Below are 14,771 nucleotides of genomic sequence, written 5' to 3' on the forward strand. Positions count from 1 at the left end.
ATCGTAAATAACTTATTGATTACATTTAACTTATTTGAACTTGCCTGCTAGCTCTTGATTCTTTACGGAGACTATTCTAGTTTGCGCCACTCTTAAAGATTTTAGACTTAATAAGTAAGTGACTAAGGACAATGGCTAAGACTAGTAGTGTCGAAAAGAATAAACGTAGAATTAAGCTCGTAGCTCAGTATGCTGAATTACGTCGCACACTTAAAGAGACAATTCGTAATCCCAAGAATTCTCTCGAGGATCGTGACGCTGCGCAAATGAAGCTTCAGTCACTGCCTAGAAACTCTTCTCGCACTCGAATCCGTAACCGTTGTGAACTAACTGGGCGCCCACGTGGCGTTTACCGCAAGTTTGGTCTTTGCCGTCTTGAAATTCGTAAAAAAGCAAACACTGGGGAATTACCTGGTGTAAAGAAAGCGAGCTGGTAGAAAGACAAACCAACAGAGCACATAGAATATTTTCCTATTCTGCTCTCAACCTATTTCCGAGTTTAATGCAGTAAAGTAGATTTACCTCTGAAGTCTCATTCAAGAGGTTTAATTTATGCTGATCCCCACTCTAAGGCTTTCTAGCTTTAAAGTTATTTTATGCTCACTTTTATTTTCATCATTAGTCGTCGCAGAAGAAATTCAACCTAAGCTGCTACGTCTCTCGCCCGATGGAATAGATATCCAGCAAACACGACAAATCGTCTTTCAATTTCTCGAGCCTGTTGTCCCTGTGGGAAAAATGGACCGCACTCAAGAGGAAGTTCCATTTAGTTTCACACCTAACCTTAATTGTAACTGGCGCTGGCTTAATACGACAACGCTAAGTTGCGAGCTTGCCGAAGCTGACGCAATGAAACTAGCTACTAAGTATAACTTAAAAATATCTGAGAATACTTCCAGTTCTGAAGCTAAAAAAATTGCCGCGGCAACAAAGAAATACATTGAAGAATTGAATTTAAGCGATCAAGGCTTTAGTTTTATTACCGAACGGCCAAAAGTGAAATATGTTAATTTTCGTCAGTGGCAAGGACCGACAACTCCGCTTTTAAGTATTCACTTCAGTCAAGAAGTTGATCCAAATTCTGTTAAGGAATCACTTTATTTTGAAACCGACCGTGGTCGCGTGTCGATTAATTTTCGCGCTGCAAATCCAGAGGACCCGCAAGATGAGGCCTTGCCACAGCGCGTCTTTTATTTCGAGCCTGCAAGTGAACTTCCAGCTGACAGTCGTATTTCTGTGCAAATCAAGCCCGGGATTAAATCACTTGGCGGTCCAGAGCTTAGCATCGAGGATCGTGAAATCCTACATTTTGACACATTTGGCGCATTCAAGTTTAGCGGGATAAAATGTTGCTCAGCCACTCAAAAAAGTAGTCACGATAATTGGCCCTGCGGCGATTCCTTAGAAATAATGATTATGCCCGGTGATAAAATTTCTGAAGAGAGTAGTTGTGATCCCCAAAAACAAGTTAGGCTTCTTTTTTCGGTTCCTGCAATTAAGGAAGAAGTCCAACCAGGGCTCAAAATCCACCCACGCATCGGTAAAGAAATAACAGCGCAACAAAATACCGAAAGCACAGAAGACCCCTGGGATAGTGTATATTCATACTCGCGATTACATGCCGCACATCAGCACAATGAAGATTATGAATTGCCGCTACCTATGGGGCTTAAGGCTAAAACTAAATATAGTATTAGCGCAGACAAGCATGCTATCCGCGATGAATTCGGCCGCAGTCTTGAGCAAGATATAGAATTTTCTTTTCTAACTTCTAACCGTCGACCGCGCTTTGTCTTTGATTCACAAATTAGCTTTCTTGAGGCTGATGTCGATTCACATTTACCTGTTGCCGTACAAAATCTCGAATCAATTGATTTAAAATACGATATTTTCTCCGCACAAGGATTACTTGAGAACCAATCGCTGCACATCCCGATTAATTCAGTTAAGGACATTTCTTATTATAGTCCACTCAATATCAGGAGTTTATTACGCGGGAAGTCTGGAACATTACTTGGTTCGATTCAAACCACACCAACAGTTGAAAACTACTACGAGAAAAAATTCCTAACGCAGGTCACTCCCTTTAGTGTTCACGTCAAACTTGGCCACCACAATAGCTATGTTTGGGTGACACGTTTTAAAGATGGAAGCTCAGTAAACGATGCAAATGTCTATATTACTTTGGGTAAAGTTTTTTCTCACACTGCGCTCCAACCAGCGCTAGCTTCAAGTAAAACTGATGCGCATGGATTGGCAATCCTACCGGGGCTTAAAGTTTTAGATCCATACAACAAAGTTTCACTGTATGACGCTGACCAGCCAGTCTTTAAAATTTGGGTCGAAAAGGGCGATGAACTTGCACTCTTGCCCACAAGTCAGCAATTAATGCTCTACCCTCGAACGACTGGATCTGATTGGATTGAACGAGAAATTAAGCCAAAGTATGGGCATATTAAAGCTTGGGGCACAGCTCCTCAAGGCCTATATCGCCTGGGACAGAAAATTCAGTATAAGATCTATCTACGCGAAGATGGCAATCAATCTCTAATTAAAGCGCCCCAGTCAGGCTATCTACTTAAAGTGTTAGATCCCCAAGATAAAGTTATTTGGGAGCATAAAAACCTGACACTTGATGAATTTGGGTCAATCGCCGGCGAAATTCTAGTACCAGAAACTGGCGTAGTTGGTTGGTATCGTTTTGTCCTCGAAGCTGAATTTCCTGGCGATCGTAAACGCTGCATTTCTTCAACCTGCGATCAAACCTGGGAAGAGACCCGTTTTGTAGAATTTAGTCGCCGCTGGGAACCGCTGCGTGTGCTTGTCACAGATTTCACTCCGGCAGCATTTAAAGTTCAAACTGACCTGGCACCAAAGACTTACCTCAGTGGCGATACTGTTGCTCTTAAAAGTTCAGCTACATTTCATGCCGGAGGTCCCTATGGAAAGGCCCCAACGCGAATTACGGCAAGGCTCAAGCGCTCGAATTTTGACAATTTAGATCCAAGAGCAATGGGCTTTTCCTATAATCTTGACGACAATTATGGAACGCTTACTGAAATCTTTAAAGCTGAAAATGATTTAACGGAGTTGGGTGATTTACAAACAAGCTTCCAACTACCAGACGATAATGCTGTTTTATATGGTAAGCTCTTAGTCGAAACTGCAGTCCAAGACGATCGCGGAAAGTTTATTGCAAACGAGGTTTCAACGCCCTATGCCGGGCGGGATCGTTATGTCGGAGTAAAATTTGATGACTGGACCTATACGCTGGGAAAAGAGCTTGCAGCTAAAGTTGTCGTAATTGATCAACATGGCGCGCTTGCCGCAGGAGTTCCCATTAAAGCCGAGGTTAAGCATTACACGAGAAAGGCTTCACGCGTTAAAGGCGCAGGTAATGCCTTTTTGACGCACTTTGAGGAAGTTCAAGAAACTGTTCATACTTGTGATCTGATTTCAAGCAATACTGCTGTAAATTGCACTTTCAAACCAACTGCTCCAGGGGATTATCAAATTGTTGCTTCAATTAACGACACGCGTGAGAAATCTCATTCCGCTTCTGCTTATACTTGGGTAATCGGCAAGGGCAGTGTGATTTGGGAGACTGAGCCAACTAACAAGCTCGATTTAATTCCCGAAAAGAAAAGTTATAAAGTTGGCGAGACCGCAAGGTTTTTCATCAAAAATCCCTTTCCTGGAGCACGCGCTCTAATCACAACCGAACGTTACGGCGTGATTAAGCATTGGGTAAAAACACTCAGCGACAATACTGAGATTATTTCAATTCCAATCGATCAAGATTTAATTCCAGGATTTTATTTGTCAGTAGTTGCAGTGTCTCCCAGAGTGGACCAGCCAGTTGAGGGCGAGATCGATCTGGGCAAGCCGGCCATGCGCATGGGCTATGCAAAAATTGAAGTTCGTGATTCCGCCAAGGAACTCACTGTAAAAGTTAACCCCGAAGTAAAAACAGTTAAGCCTGGAGCAAGTATTAAAGTTAACTTAAGTGCCCGGGCGAAGACTCAAAATCAGGAGCCAATTCAATTTGCTGTAGCAGTGTTAGATCAAGCAGTTTTTGATTTAATACAAACAGGCATTAAGTTTTTTGACCCCTATGCTGGGCTCTACAGCCTCGACGCACTTGATCTTTCAAACTACAATCTACTGCTGCAACTTGTCGGAAAGAGAAGTTATGAGAAAAAGGGCGCACAAATTGCCGGGGATGGCGGTGGAGATTTTGCAACCCGTTCAAATTTTAAATATTTGGCCTATTGGAATCCAGGCGTTAAAGCCACGAATGGCTCAGCCAGTTTTGAGTTTAACGCCCCAGACAATCTAACCAGTTGGAAGATTTTAGCAATTGCCGTTACTCCGACAGATAAGTTTGGTCTTGGTGAAGGCGCTGTTGCCGTGAACCAAAATACTGAAATTCGCCCAGCCTTACCTAACCAAGTGCTTGAAGGAGATAATTTTACAGCCCGCTTTACCATACTTAATAGAGGAGCGGCAGAGCGCACGATAAACGTTCGAGTTAAAGTCAGCGGACCACTTGAAAATACGGTTAATCAAGAATCGCAATTAACCCTTAAGCCTTTTGAACGCGGTGATGTAACTTTCCCAGTTAGTGTAGTTAAAGACGGAGAGCTTAAGTTTGAAGTTGAGGCAAAAGATGAGCAGGACCGTGATGGACTAAGCACAAAACTTAAAGTGCATAAACGTTATACTCTCGAGATTGGTGCTTCAACTAATTCATTTGATGATCTTTCTTCGTTTACTCCAGTAAAAATCCCAGAAAACATTCGCACTGACGTGGGTGGATTGCGTGTAATTTTAAGTCCAACAATCCTCGGAGGATTAGAAGGGGCGTTTCGCTATTTACGCGATTATCCTTACCTCTGTCTCGAGCAGCGCTTAACAAAGTCCGTCTTAGCAGCACAGTTTCAACGTTTAAAACCATACTTGCCTGCAACATTTGCCTGGGATGGTCATGAAACTCTGCCCGAGCAATTCTTAAAAGACGTTCGATCATTTCAAGCACCAAATGGCGGGATGTGCTACTACACAGCCCAAGATCGCTATACTGACCCTTATCTCAGTGCCTTTGTCGCAGTCGGGTTTAATTATTTCCGTCGACTTGGAAATTTCGAACCACCTCGCGATGTTGAGGAAAATCTCCATCAGTACTTAGCTAATTTGCTACGACAAAACATCGGCGCCGATTTTTATTCTGCTGGAATGGCGGCAACTGTCCGTGCCGTTGCTCTAGCAGCCTTATCCGAACATCAAAAAGTTTCCAGATCTGACTTAATGCGCTTCAAAGAAGCAATCCCGCAGATGAGCCTCTTTGGTAAGGCTCACATGCTCTTGGCAAGTCTAAACTCAACCGACAATGCTGAGGATCTACAGAAAGAATTAACCAGCATGCTGCTTGGGCAAGCAAATCAAACTGGAGATAAACTCCAATTTATTGAGCCAATCGAGACTCTAGGCTTTGATTTATTGCTTACGACACCACTACGCGATAACTGCGCAGTGCTACAAGCTCTACTTAGTGCTGAGAGAAAAGCTCGAGCAAGTAACTTAGCAAGCATTCTCTCAACGACAATGGCACCAAAGATCGTGCGCTTTATTACAGAGAGTAGAAAGAATAGAGACCACTGGGAAAACACTCAAGAAAATATCTTCTGCATGCAGGCTTTGGCTGATTATAGTGATTTGTTTGAAGCAGTCCCACCGCAAGGGGTTTGGACTGTTAATCAGCACATTGGCAGTCAATATCGAAGCGTTCTGGGTAAAATTTCCTTTAGCGATCAGCGCTCGCCAACCCAAGAGCTAACTCGTCCATTTTCAGCAAACGATCTTGGTCAATCAGGCTCTATTGAAGTTTTACGTAGTGGCGTTGGCCGAACCTACTTCACCACACAACTACAATTTGCCCCGCTGACTTTAAAAAGTGAGCCCACAGTTGCTGGTCTTGAAGTTCGTCGTGAGTATAGCGTTGAGCGAAACGGGAAATTTGAACTCTTGCAAAGCCCCTTTAAAATCAAACGCGGAGAGATTGTCCGTGTTGATTTATTTGTGTCACTACCTGCAACTAGACACTTTGTTGTTGTCAGCGATCCAATCCCGGCAGGACTTGAGCCCGTCAATCGCGACATAAAAACAGCTTCTACGGTAGACGCTGACAAAGACGCAGGGACCTATGCTGGAGGTTCTTATTGGCACCGCTTCTATGATTGGAGAGACTTTGCTAGCACGCGTTATAGTTTTTACCACCAAGAGATTAAACACGACGTAGTGCGCTTCTACTCGGATTACTTGCCGCCTGGGAACTACCATTTGTCTTACGTCGCACAGGCAATTGCTGAAGGGAATTTTACCGTACTAGGTAGTCAAGCCGAGGAAATGTATCACCCTGAAACTTTTGGTGCTTGGGGTGCTGAAAAACTTATTGTCGAATAAACACTGGTGAAAGCACGTATTTCTGCTGTCATTTCTGGGATTTGTATTGGGTTTCTCACCCAATTATTTATTGCAGATTTGCGTCCCTTGCCAGCTAGCTTGGTGCTAACAAATAACGTGACAGGAAAAGTTCGGCTGCTCGACCGCTCTGGCACGGCCCTGACTGAATCTTATTTAAATCGCTGGAATATTAATTACCAAACTCCTTTACATTTAATTCCTGAAACTCTTCAGATGCTTTTTATTTTTTCCGAGGATCAACGCTTTTTTTCTCATCAGGGAAATGATTTTAAAGCTTTAGCTAGTGCTGTCTTTAATCGGCTAATGGATAAGTCAGCTTCACGTGGTGCAAGTACAATTAGTGAACAAGTTGTGCGCATGTTACATCCGCGCGAAAGGACCTTTTGGTCACGTGCTTTAGAACTAGTTGAGGCTCGTAAGCTTGAGAAAAAATTTACTAAAGCACAAATATTAGAGTTTTACCTGAACCAAGTCCCGTACTCACGCAACCGCCGTGGCGTTACGCAAGCTGCCTTAACATATTTTAACAGAGACTTAGAAACGCTTTCACTCAAAGAAATGCTAGCACTTGTCGTATTTGTTAGATCACCGAGTAAGTTTGACCCAACAATCAATCAGAGTGGTAGGAAATTACTTGAACGCCGCATCGAACTTCTCAGTCAGCGTCTAGCTTCAAGTCAAAGCATACTGGCTGCTAGACTTGCAGAGCAGGATTTATTGCAACCACTTGGATTTGCAGCCCCGAGTGCTGCCGTTGATGCCTCACATTTTATCCACTTCGCAAGACAGTCCATTCAAGACAAGACAGATAACGCAGCAGCTCTGCGCACCAGCTTAGATTTAACACTGCAGAAAAAACTTAATAGAATTTTAAGAACGCGGCTAAAAAATCTCGCTACTCTCGGCGCTAAGCACGGCGCATTACTCGTCGTAGAAAATCAAACTGGCGAAATTCTAAGCTGGGTCACTGCAAGCGCCTCCAAAGCAGCGCCGTCTTATGATGCTGTACTAGTCAAGCGCCAACCGGGGTCAACGCTAAAACCTTTTGTCTATGCAGAAGCCTTAAGCCAAGGCTATCAAGCAAATACAATCATTAACGACTCGCCGCTTGCCTTAGGGATGCAAGCTGGTCTTAAGGAATATAAAAATTTTAGCGAGATTTATTATGGCCCTGTCAGCATGCGTCAAGCTTTGGGAAATTCGTTAAATATCCCTGCAATTCTTACCGCTCGTACAATCGGCGTAGCTAAGCTTTATAACACTCTCAGGCAGCTTGGCTTTGATTCACTCATGCAAGATGCAAATTATTATGGAGAAGGTCTGGCACTCGGCAATGGTGAAGTCAGCCTCTATGAATTAGTGCGCGCGTATTATACCCTAGCTTCTGGAGGTCTAAGACGTGAGTTAAAAGCCTTAATTAGCCAGCCCGAAGCTAAGCCGCAAAGGATTTTCTCCCCTGAAGTAAGCTCCATTATTGCCAACATTTTGTCTGACCCAAGTGCTAGGCTTCTAGAATTTGGCCACAACAGTTTGCTAAATTTCCCTGTGCAAACTGCGGTAAAAACTGGAACATCATCCAATTTTCGCGATGCTTGGGCAGTTGGTTTTTCCAGAAATTATACAGCTGGAGTTTGGCTGGGCAATTTAGATGGCACTGCAATGACCGAAATCACCGGTGCAACAGGCCCAATTTTAGTGCTACGTGCGATTTTTGCAGAACTAGAAAGGCAAAGTATTTCTAAACCACTATGGCAAAGTCCTAAATTAATCAAAAAAGAGATTTGCTTAAATTCCCAACAGACAAGTAACTGCAAGTCTGCAACTGAGTATTTTATTTCGGAAGCAGAGGCAAGCAGCCAAGCTGCCTTAGACAACAACTTGCATAGTGATGCTCACTGCACTCGACCTGTGCATCTTGAATTACCATCACCAGGATTAATCCTTGCCCGCGACCCGCGCATTCCAGATGCAGATGAAGCTTTTCCTTTTACTATTGAAAGAAGCGTTGAGCCCAGCGAAGTAATCTGGTTTGTCGATCATAAAGAAGTAGGAAAATCTATCCCTAACGGTAGAACTTTTTTGTGGAATCTCGAAAAGGGGCGCCACATAGTTCACGCCGATTTGAAGCTTGCTAATTGTAACAACAAAACTATACAAACACCGCAAGTCGCTTTTACTGTGAAGTGAGCTGATTGTTTGAATGCATAAAGCCGATGCGTCTTTTTTCCGGACATTTTTCTGGGGCCATGATTTGACGAATCGCATCAAAAACAACCCTAAAATTTTGATCGTACTTTTGCTCGAGGTTGTTTAATTTTTTTGCCAAATCTTCATGGGTCAAAGCAAGATTTCGCAACTTTACGAAAGTGCGCATGATCTCGATGTTAACTTGAATTGCATTTTTGCTTTTAAGCACGCTTGAAAGCATTGCAACGCCCTGTTCTGTGAAGGCATACGGTGCGGTGCGTCGTCCTCCGCGAGGGTCACTTTTTGAGGTCACAATTTGTGACCTCAAACTTATAACCTCTTGAAATGTAAGCATAAAAATGAAATCTTGAGGAAACCTTGCTTTGTTACGCTTAATTGCCTGTAAGAGGACCTTAGTCTGTACGCCATATAACAACGCTAGATCGCTGTCCAAAATAACGCGCTGGTCTCTGACCAGGTGTATTAAACTCTCTGTATTTGTTGATGATTTTGTTTTCATACCCCCCTCAATTCTCTTTTAATCTAAATTACCATTACGTAATTATCGACCGCTTGAAGGGTAATGTTGCGTCGGTGAGGCTTTTTTACTTCAAATCGAAGAGCAAAAATTCTGCGCCATTTTTGCTTTCGAGCTTAATTTGCTCTGTGTTCTGAATGGCAGCGCCGTCTCCACTGAAAAGTTCTACATTTCCAAGCTCAACATCGCCGGAAATGACTTGAATGTATAAACCGCGTTCTAACGCAGTTTGATACTCGATTGTTTTGCCTGAAGTCAGAATAGCTCCGTAGATATATGCATCCTGGCCGATGCGGATTGAAGCGTCTTTACCAGTTGGACTAAGTAAAGTCATGAGTTTATTTGTTCTCTCCTCTCGATTAATTGCTTTTTCTTCATAGCGCGGAGCATAACCATCTTTCTCCGGCATAATCCAAATTTGCAGCAAATGCAGTGGCTCTGTCTCCGAAGCATTATATTCACTATGGATTACGCCTTTTCCGGCAGACATAAATTGCACTGTACCTGGTTTTAATCTACCGATTGATCCCAAGTTATCTTGATGAGTTAGTGCGCCGGAAATAACATATGTAAAAATTTCCATATTCCGATGTGGATGTGGGTCGAAGCCCATCCCAGGCTGCACAATATCTTCGTTAATTACGCGCAGTGAGCGAAAGCCCATGTGATTTGGATCGTAGTAATCGCCGAAGGAGAATGTGTGTTTAGCATTTAGCCAGCCAAAGTTTCTGCCACCTCTGTCTGCGGATTTTCGATGTGATATTTGCATAGACATTTCTCCTGATAGAGCTTGTAAGCACTAACTACGAATTGAGCAAGTTCCCACAGACGGACACAAAAAAATCCTCAATCAATTTTGAAAACTTTGTTGAGATCGTTCAAGATAATTTTTACTGTAAAAACGAACATAAAAGTTCGGCACAAATAAAATGTGGCCACGTTGTGTGATTAAAGGGCTGAGGTCGAGGCAAGATCGAGGAACGGGAATTTTTTGGGCCCCGACTTTATTGAAATAAACGAGGGGACCATAAAAATTTCCCGTGACGAAGAGGTTGTCCGAGATCGGCCCTTTAATCTATCTGAGGATTTTTTGACCAGGTCTCACTTTAAAGCAAACTGAATGTCTACCATCGGAAATCGAGCCGCAGCGCTGGCTGCCTGGACAATCTGAATCTTCTTTGCAAGGAATCTGACAAGCCTTGAACTGCATTTTAAGATTTGAAATATGCATAAAGCCCATACAAACCGAGCCTGCCTCACAACGCACTCCAGACTCATTGCAACGTTCTCCTTGGCTAACAATGCGACTTGCATATTGCACTGGCTCTTCAGCTAGCAGGCAAGAACTAGTAAAGAGCGCAAAGAAAACAAGAAAATATTTCATAGCATAGTTATCGGTGTGAATTAGTTAGCAAGCAACTTCATTCATCCTAAACTATCGGCAATTGATGATTTTTTCTTTAATTGATTCTCACTCTCCAATAATTTTTACAAGGATGCGCTTGTCACGCTGTCCATCATATTCGCCGTAAAAAATTTGTTCCCAGGGTCCGAAATCAAGTTCGCCTTTGGTAATTGCCACTACAACTTCGCGGCCCATGATTTGGCGTTTAAGATGGGCGTCGGCATTGTCTTCGCCGGTGCGATTGTGATGGTAGTATTCAGGGCTTGGATTAAAAGGAGCAAGTTCTTCTAACCATTTTTCAAAATCATGATGTAGGCCAGATTCGTTATCATTAATAAAAACACTTGAAGTGATGTGCATGGAATTAACCAAGCACAAGCCTTCTTGCACTTTACTTTGAAGTAGAGCTTTCTCAACTAAAGCAGTAATATTGACGTATTCACGCTTGCGTGGAGTTTTGATTGTTAAATAAGTAGTAAAGCTTTTCATAGATAAGTTCGGCCTGGATTTATGTTAATAACTGCTCAAAGAAGCCGCCGATTTCTTTTTTACGATCAACAAAATGAATTTCTAAAATCCAATCCCGTGAATTCCCCTGGTTGTCTGGACTGCGCATCCGCTCTTTATTTTCAGAGTGAATATAATTGATGATTTCCTCACCTTGAATTTTTTCGTGTGGGAAATTGCCAATTAAGTGCCCGGCGATATCTTGGCCAAATTCCCAGCCGTATTTTTCCGCTAAGAGCCGAACATAGCTATATAGCTCAGCTCCTGTAATATTTGGATTAGAGTCAAAAAAGACTTTACCTTCATACCAGGCAGCTTCAATATCACACATGATTTTTAACTTAGCAGCATCATTTCCCAGCACATAAGTGCGACCAAAATCTGCCTCCCACTCTTCAAATACAGGGCCAAAGTCGAAGAAAATTATGTCATCAGTTGCGATCACTAAATTCGGTGGATTCTCTCGGTATGGGCAGAGAGTATTTTTACCTGCGCGGACAATGCGTTTGTGCCAATATTTTTTGATTCCAAATAACTCAAAGGCTAGATCGTAAATTTTTTGATTTAATTCTTTTTCGGAGATTCCGGGCTGAATAAATCCCCGTGTCTCGACCTCATGAAAAAGCGCTGCGGCATTTTTTTGCACAGCTAAGAGCGCCGTCTTTTTTAATTCTTGTTGTGATGGCATAGAACTACATTTCCGGAGACAATATTTTTGTGTAGCAAGCTTTATTTAATTCTCTAATATCTACAGTGATAGAATAATCTAGTCCCTGCAGAGCTTGCTCAAATTCATTGAGCAATAAGTCTCCCAGCGCCTTACTGACTTGGCTCTTAAGCTCATCTGGCCTACCACTTAAAATCGAAAGCTCGAGGTGAATAAATGCTTTGTTTTTTGCGCCATCCCCACAGCAATAGTGATCATGATAAATCATACGGCTTTTAATGTCTCGCTGATTAAATGGTCCAAGCTGAGGCAATAGATTAGCGATCTTTTTTAAGAGTAGAATTGGCTCTGGACGAGAACTAATATTGGCGGAGCATTCAATTAAAACGTGCGGCATAACTAAGATAGACTTGAATAAAAATCGCCAAAAATAGGCTTTAAATAACTACTGAATTTCGACATTTCAGCTTGAGCTTGCTCAAAAGAGTCGGCCGTTATATCCGCAACGAAAATAAGCTCACGAGTAGAATCTTGAATACGGCTTAAGTGCGAGTCTTTATTATTCCAAAATCGACAAATTACTTTCTCGCTGTCGACATAGACAACTTCCGTCGTTAACGGCACCTCAACCGATTCGGGTTTGCCAAGCGGCGTAAATCTATCCGCTTCACGTCCAAATCTTACAACCAGGTCCCCGTTAATCCCGCTTAAGTCATAAGCTGCCATGGGAGTTAAATTTAAAAGCGAAGTCCAGTTATAGAAATCAACAATGGGGTTAATCTCCCAAAGCATGTGCTTCATTTTGTAGCGTTTAAAAAGTGCGGCCACTGAGGCTTCAGTTCCGCCAGGAGCTTGCATCTGCGCATACAGCGCGCGCCAGTGTTTGACTTGCTCAGGCAGCGCAATTGAATCTTTAGGAAATTTTGCCTCGCAAGCTTTAGCTAAAGATGCGCTAAGATCTTTAACCAGCATTAAATCTTGTGGGACTGTCACCGGCCCAAAGACTGCAGAATATTGTCGCGGGAAAGCCTGTTTTACATCGTCAGCAAATTTAATTTTCATACTTTTTCCTAATACAGTTGCCTGAAGTTTCTACACTAGGGAATATTTTTTGAACGTTTAACGCGCCAAATACCAATGTCCATACAAATTACCGCGGCCAAAGTGTCAGTGCGCATAATAATCCTGGCCTAACTGGATTGGGATTTGGATCTGACCAAATTTCAAGTTCAGCTAAAATAATAATTGCAATCAACGGGCCTGAGCCGAAAATAAAAAGTATTAACCCAATACGAAATGGCCAATCACTTAGATACTTTTTCATGCCCTTACTTGACCTCAACAATTAATGAATTCTTTTCTTCAACCGTCACCAGTTCGCACAAAGCTTCAACCGCCTCCTGCGGAGTGCGCCAATCTAGTTTCTTTTGGTCTGCCCCTGACAAGCCATCGGGTGGGAGAATATTTCCCAAAACAAGTCCATGCACGCGCACATTTCCTGCTAAAGCTTTCGCTGCAAGCTTTGTCACAGCAAAAAGCCCTGATTTTGCTACACTGTGCGCAGCGCGCGAAAGAAAAGGGTCATCAATTGATTCATCTAAAACATTTACCACCACCCCATAGGGACTTGTGGTTAACTGGGGAGCAAAGCGCTGAATTAAAAAAAACGGCGCGCGGCAATTAATCGCAATCGCCTGATTGAAAGTCTCAACGTCTTCTTCTAAAAGTGAGTGTCGTGCCAGTAATAGTTCCGGATCTGGGTATGGACTAGATGAATTAATCAGCGCATCAATTCTCGTAAAGCGCTGATAGAACTCGCGCTGCAATGTTTCAATTCCCTCAACCGTCGTTAAATCTGCACAAATTGTCTCTGCCCGCACATTATAAAGCTCGACCATCGACTTTGTATCACGTGCACCGGCCTGAGAAGTAAAATAGTGGACTGCGACATCAAAGCCTTTTTTTGCAAGTCCAACAGCAAAGGCCTGCCCTAAACGTCTGCCAGCGCCTGTCACTAAGGCAACTGGTCGAAATGCGCTGGAAGATTTTGATTCCATTGGTTCAGTCATTTTCAAATAAAAATTCCCCAGCCTCAGCCTGAATAACTTTGGGCAAACTAGTATCAAGATTAAACTCTAGTTTGATAGATCGCAGCAAAAAACCCTGATTTTCTCCAAGCCCTAATTGACTAAGCTCTTGCTCTGATCCATAGAGAGCATCACCAACTAGCGGATGTCCAAGCTCACTGGCATGACGCCTGATTTGATGGCGTGCAAAGCGAGTGCTTTGCGCTTCGAGAATTGCACAAGGAGAATCATACAAAGAGAAATTCTTGACAAGTTTAAACTTAGTTGGTGCCTGACTACGGTCTAAATCTTCAGTGTAAATCGGAGTAGCAACTTGAGTTTCGTCGAACTGGGCATGCCCTTCGACTAAAAGTAGATAGGTCTTTGTAATTTGCCCTGCAAGCGAGGCTTCGCGAAATTTTTTGTAGCTTTCAGCATTACGTGCCGCAAGAATTAGTCCAGAGGTATAAAAGTCTAAGCGATTTATTAACCCAGCCTCCCGTAAATCTGCTGAGGCACTTAGCGTCTCGGGATGAAAGTGTGCGATCAAATCTGCTAATGTCAAACTAGCATCGAACTTTAAGCGTATACAATGCAGCATTCTTGGCTTATCAATTACTAATAGCTCTTCATTTGCAACAATAATTTCAAGTTTTTCGTGACTACTGACAAGTTCCGGTCGTAACCTAATTTTTTCAGGAAATTCTATGATTGCAATTTCCTGCCCCCCAGTTACTTCCGCGCCAGCTTGAACGGCTCTACCATTTAAGAAAATTAGTCCTGCCTCAGACAGTTCATGAATCTTACGCCGACCCAGTTCTGGATAACGATCTCGCACTGCCTTATCGATTCTGGTTGGAGGACCAGTATAAATAAAACGCTGGCTTTTACTCTGACTTGTCATCTAGATTATTTCCA

The 14,771-nt window shown here is 42.8% G+C and carries 13 protein-coding genes; 3 read left to right on the forward strand and 10 right to left on the reverse strand.

Annotated elements, in window-relative coordinates; translation table 11 throughout:
• Positions 1-131 precede the first annotated feature (131 nt).
• The 3 genes from rpsN to JNK13_06800 all read left to right on the forward strand — a co-directional run bounded on the left by rpsN (position 132) and on the right by JNK13_06800 (position 8,670).
• Positions 132-437 carry a 30S ribosomal protein S14 gene (rpsN, locus tag JNK13_06790; GenBank protein ID MBL7662441.1) on the forward strand — a complete coding sequence of 102 codons (306 nt, stop codon included), beginning with the start codon at positions 132-134 and terminating at the stop codon, positions 435-437.
• Positions 438-552: 115 nt separating this feature from the next.
• Positions 553-6,462 (forward strand): large extracellular alpha-helical protein, encoded by a 5,910-nt coding sequence (locus JNK13_06795; protein ID MBL7662442.1) that lies wholly within the window; start codon positions 553-555, stop codon positions 6,460-6,462.
• A 6-nt stretch (positions 6,463-6,468) separates the two neighbouring features.
• Positions 6,469-8,670: a transglycosylase domain-containing protein gene (locus JNK13_06800; protein ID MBL7662443.1), complete on the forward strand. Its 2,202-nt coding sequence runs from the start codon at positions 6,469-6,471 to the stop codon at positions 8,668-8,670.
• On the opposite strand, the gene JNK13_06805 is transcribed toward JNK13_06800, so the two are convergent.
• The 10 genes from JNK13_06805 to JNK13_06850 form a co-directional block, all read right to left on the reverse strand.
• Positions 8,657-9,190, reverse strand: coding sequence for an ORF6N domain-containing protein (locus JNK13_06805; GenBank protein ID MBL7662444.1), 534 nt, complete (start codon positions 9,188-9,190; stop codon positions 8,657-8,659). The two genes, JNK13_06800 and JNK13_06805, sit on opposite strands and share 14 nt — an antisense overlap.
• An 85-nt stretch (positions 9,191-9,275) precedes the next feature.
• On the reverse strand, positions 9,276-9,977 hold the full coding sequence (locus JNK13_06810) for a pirin family protein (protein MBL7662445.1): 702 nt from the start codon (positions 9,975-9,977) through the stop codon (positions 9,276-9,278).
• 306 nt (positions 9,978-10,283) lie between these two features.
• Positions 10,284-10,592 (reverse strand): hypothetical protein, encoded by a 309-nt coding sequence (locus JNK13_06815; GenBank protein MBL7662446.1) that lies wholly within the window; start codon positions 10,590-10,592, stop codon positions 10,284-10,286.
• 87 nt (positions 10,593-10,679) lie between these two features.
• Complete coding sequence (locus JNK13_06820; GenBank protein ID MBL7662447.1) at positions 10,680-11,102, reverse strand: YjbQ family protein; 423 nt, start codon at positions 11,100-11,102, stop codon at positions 10,680-10,682.
• Positions 11,103-11,121: 19 nt separating this feature from the next.
• On the reverse strand, positions 11,122-11,808 hold the full coding sequence (locus JNK13_06825) for an aminopeptidase P family protein (protein ID MBL7662448.1): 687 nt from the start codon (positions 11,806-11,808) through the stop codon (positions 11,122-11,124).
• A gap of 4 nt (positions 11,809-11,812) precedes the next feature.
• Positions 11,813-12,184, reverse strand: a complete 372-nt coding sequence (locus JNK13_06830) for a 5-carboxymethyl-2-hydroxymuconate Delta-isomerase (GenBank protein ID MBL7662449.1) — start codon at positions 12,182-12,184, stop codon at positions 11,813-11,815.
• 2 nt (positions 12,185-12,186) lie between these two features.
• Complete coding sequence (locus tag JNK13_06835) at positions 12,187-12,849, reverse strand: hypothetical protein (protein MBL7662450.1); 663 nt, start codon at positions 12,847-12,849, stop codon at positions 12,187-12,189.
• Between the two features lie 88 nt (positions 12,850-12,937).
• The gene (locus JNK13_06840; GenBank protein MBL7662451.1) at positions 12,938-13,111 is read right to left on the reverse strand and encodes a hypothetical protein; all 174 of its coding nucleotides are present in this window, start codon (positions 13,109-13,111) and stop codon (positions 12,938-12,940) included.
• A gap of 4 nt (positions 13,112-13,115) precedes the next feature.
• Positions 13,116-13,856: an SDR family NAD(P)-dependent oxidoreductase gene (locus JNK13_06845; GenBank protein MBL7662452.1), complete on the reverse strand. Its 741-nt coding sequence runs from the start codon at positions 13,854-13,856 to the stop codon at positions 13,116-13,118.
• A complete protein-coding gene (locus JNK13_06850) occupies positions 13,849-14,757 on the reverse strand; it encodes a hypothetical protein (GenBank protein ID MBL7662453.1) in 909 nt (302 codons plus the stop codon). Before JNK13_06850 ends, JNK13_06845 begins: the two co-directional genes overlap by 8 nt.
• Positions 14,758-14,771: the final 14 nt, after the last annotated feature.

It is taken from the genome of bacterium (genome assembly GCA_016786595.1).
Classification (GTDB): Bacteria; Bdellovibrionota_C; UBA2361; order SZUA-149; family JAEUWB01; genus JAEUWB01.

Coding starts and splice junctions, on each gene's coding strand:
- JNK13_06795 (MBL7662442.1), top strand. CDS start 553: ATGCTGATCCCCACTCTAAGGCTTTCTAGCTTTAAAGTTATTTTATGC.
- JNK13_06840 (MBL7662451.1), bottom strand. CDS start 13,111: ATGAAAAAGTATCTAAGTGATTGGCCATTTCGTATTGGGTTAATACTT.
- JNK13_06830 (MBL7662449.1), bottom strand. CDS start 12,184: ATGCCGCACGTTTTAATTGAATGCTCCGCCAATATTAGTTCTCGTCCA.
- JNK13_06820 (MBL7662447.1), bottom strand. CDS start 11,102: ATGAAAAGCTTTACTACTTATTTAACAATCAAAACTCCACGCAAGCGT.
- JNK13_06850 (MBL7662453.1), bottom strand. CDS start 14,757: ATGACAAGTCAGAGTAAAAGCCAGCGTTTTATTTATACTGGTCCTCCA.
- JNK13_06810 (MBL7662445.1), bottom strand. CDS start 9,977: ATGCAAATATCACATCGAAAATCCGCAGACAGAGGTGGCAGAAACTTT.
- JNK13_06805 (MBL7662444.1), bottom strand. CDS start 9,190: ATGAAAACAAAATCATCAACAAATACAGAGAGTTTAATACACCTGGTC.
- JNK13_06845 (MBL7662452.1), bottom strand. CDS start 13,856: ATGACTGAACCAATGGAATCAAAATCTTCCAGCGCATTTCGACCAGTT.
- rpsN (MBL7662441.1), top strand. CDS start 132: ATGGCTAAGACTAGTAGTGTCGAAAAGAATAAACGTAGAATTAAGCTC.
- JNK13_06825 (MBL7662448.1), bottom strand. CDS start 11,808: ATGCCATCACAACAAGAATTAAAAAAGACGGCGCTCTTAGCTGTGCAA.
- JNK13_06835 (MBL7662450.1), bottom strand. CDS start 12,849: ATGAAAATTAAATTTGCTGACGATGTAAAACAGGCTTTCCCGCGACAA.
- JNK13_06815 (MBL7662446.1), bottom strand. CDS start 10,592: ATGAAATATTTTCTTGTTTTCTTTGCGCTCTTTACTAGTTCTTGCCTG.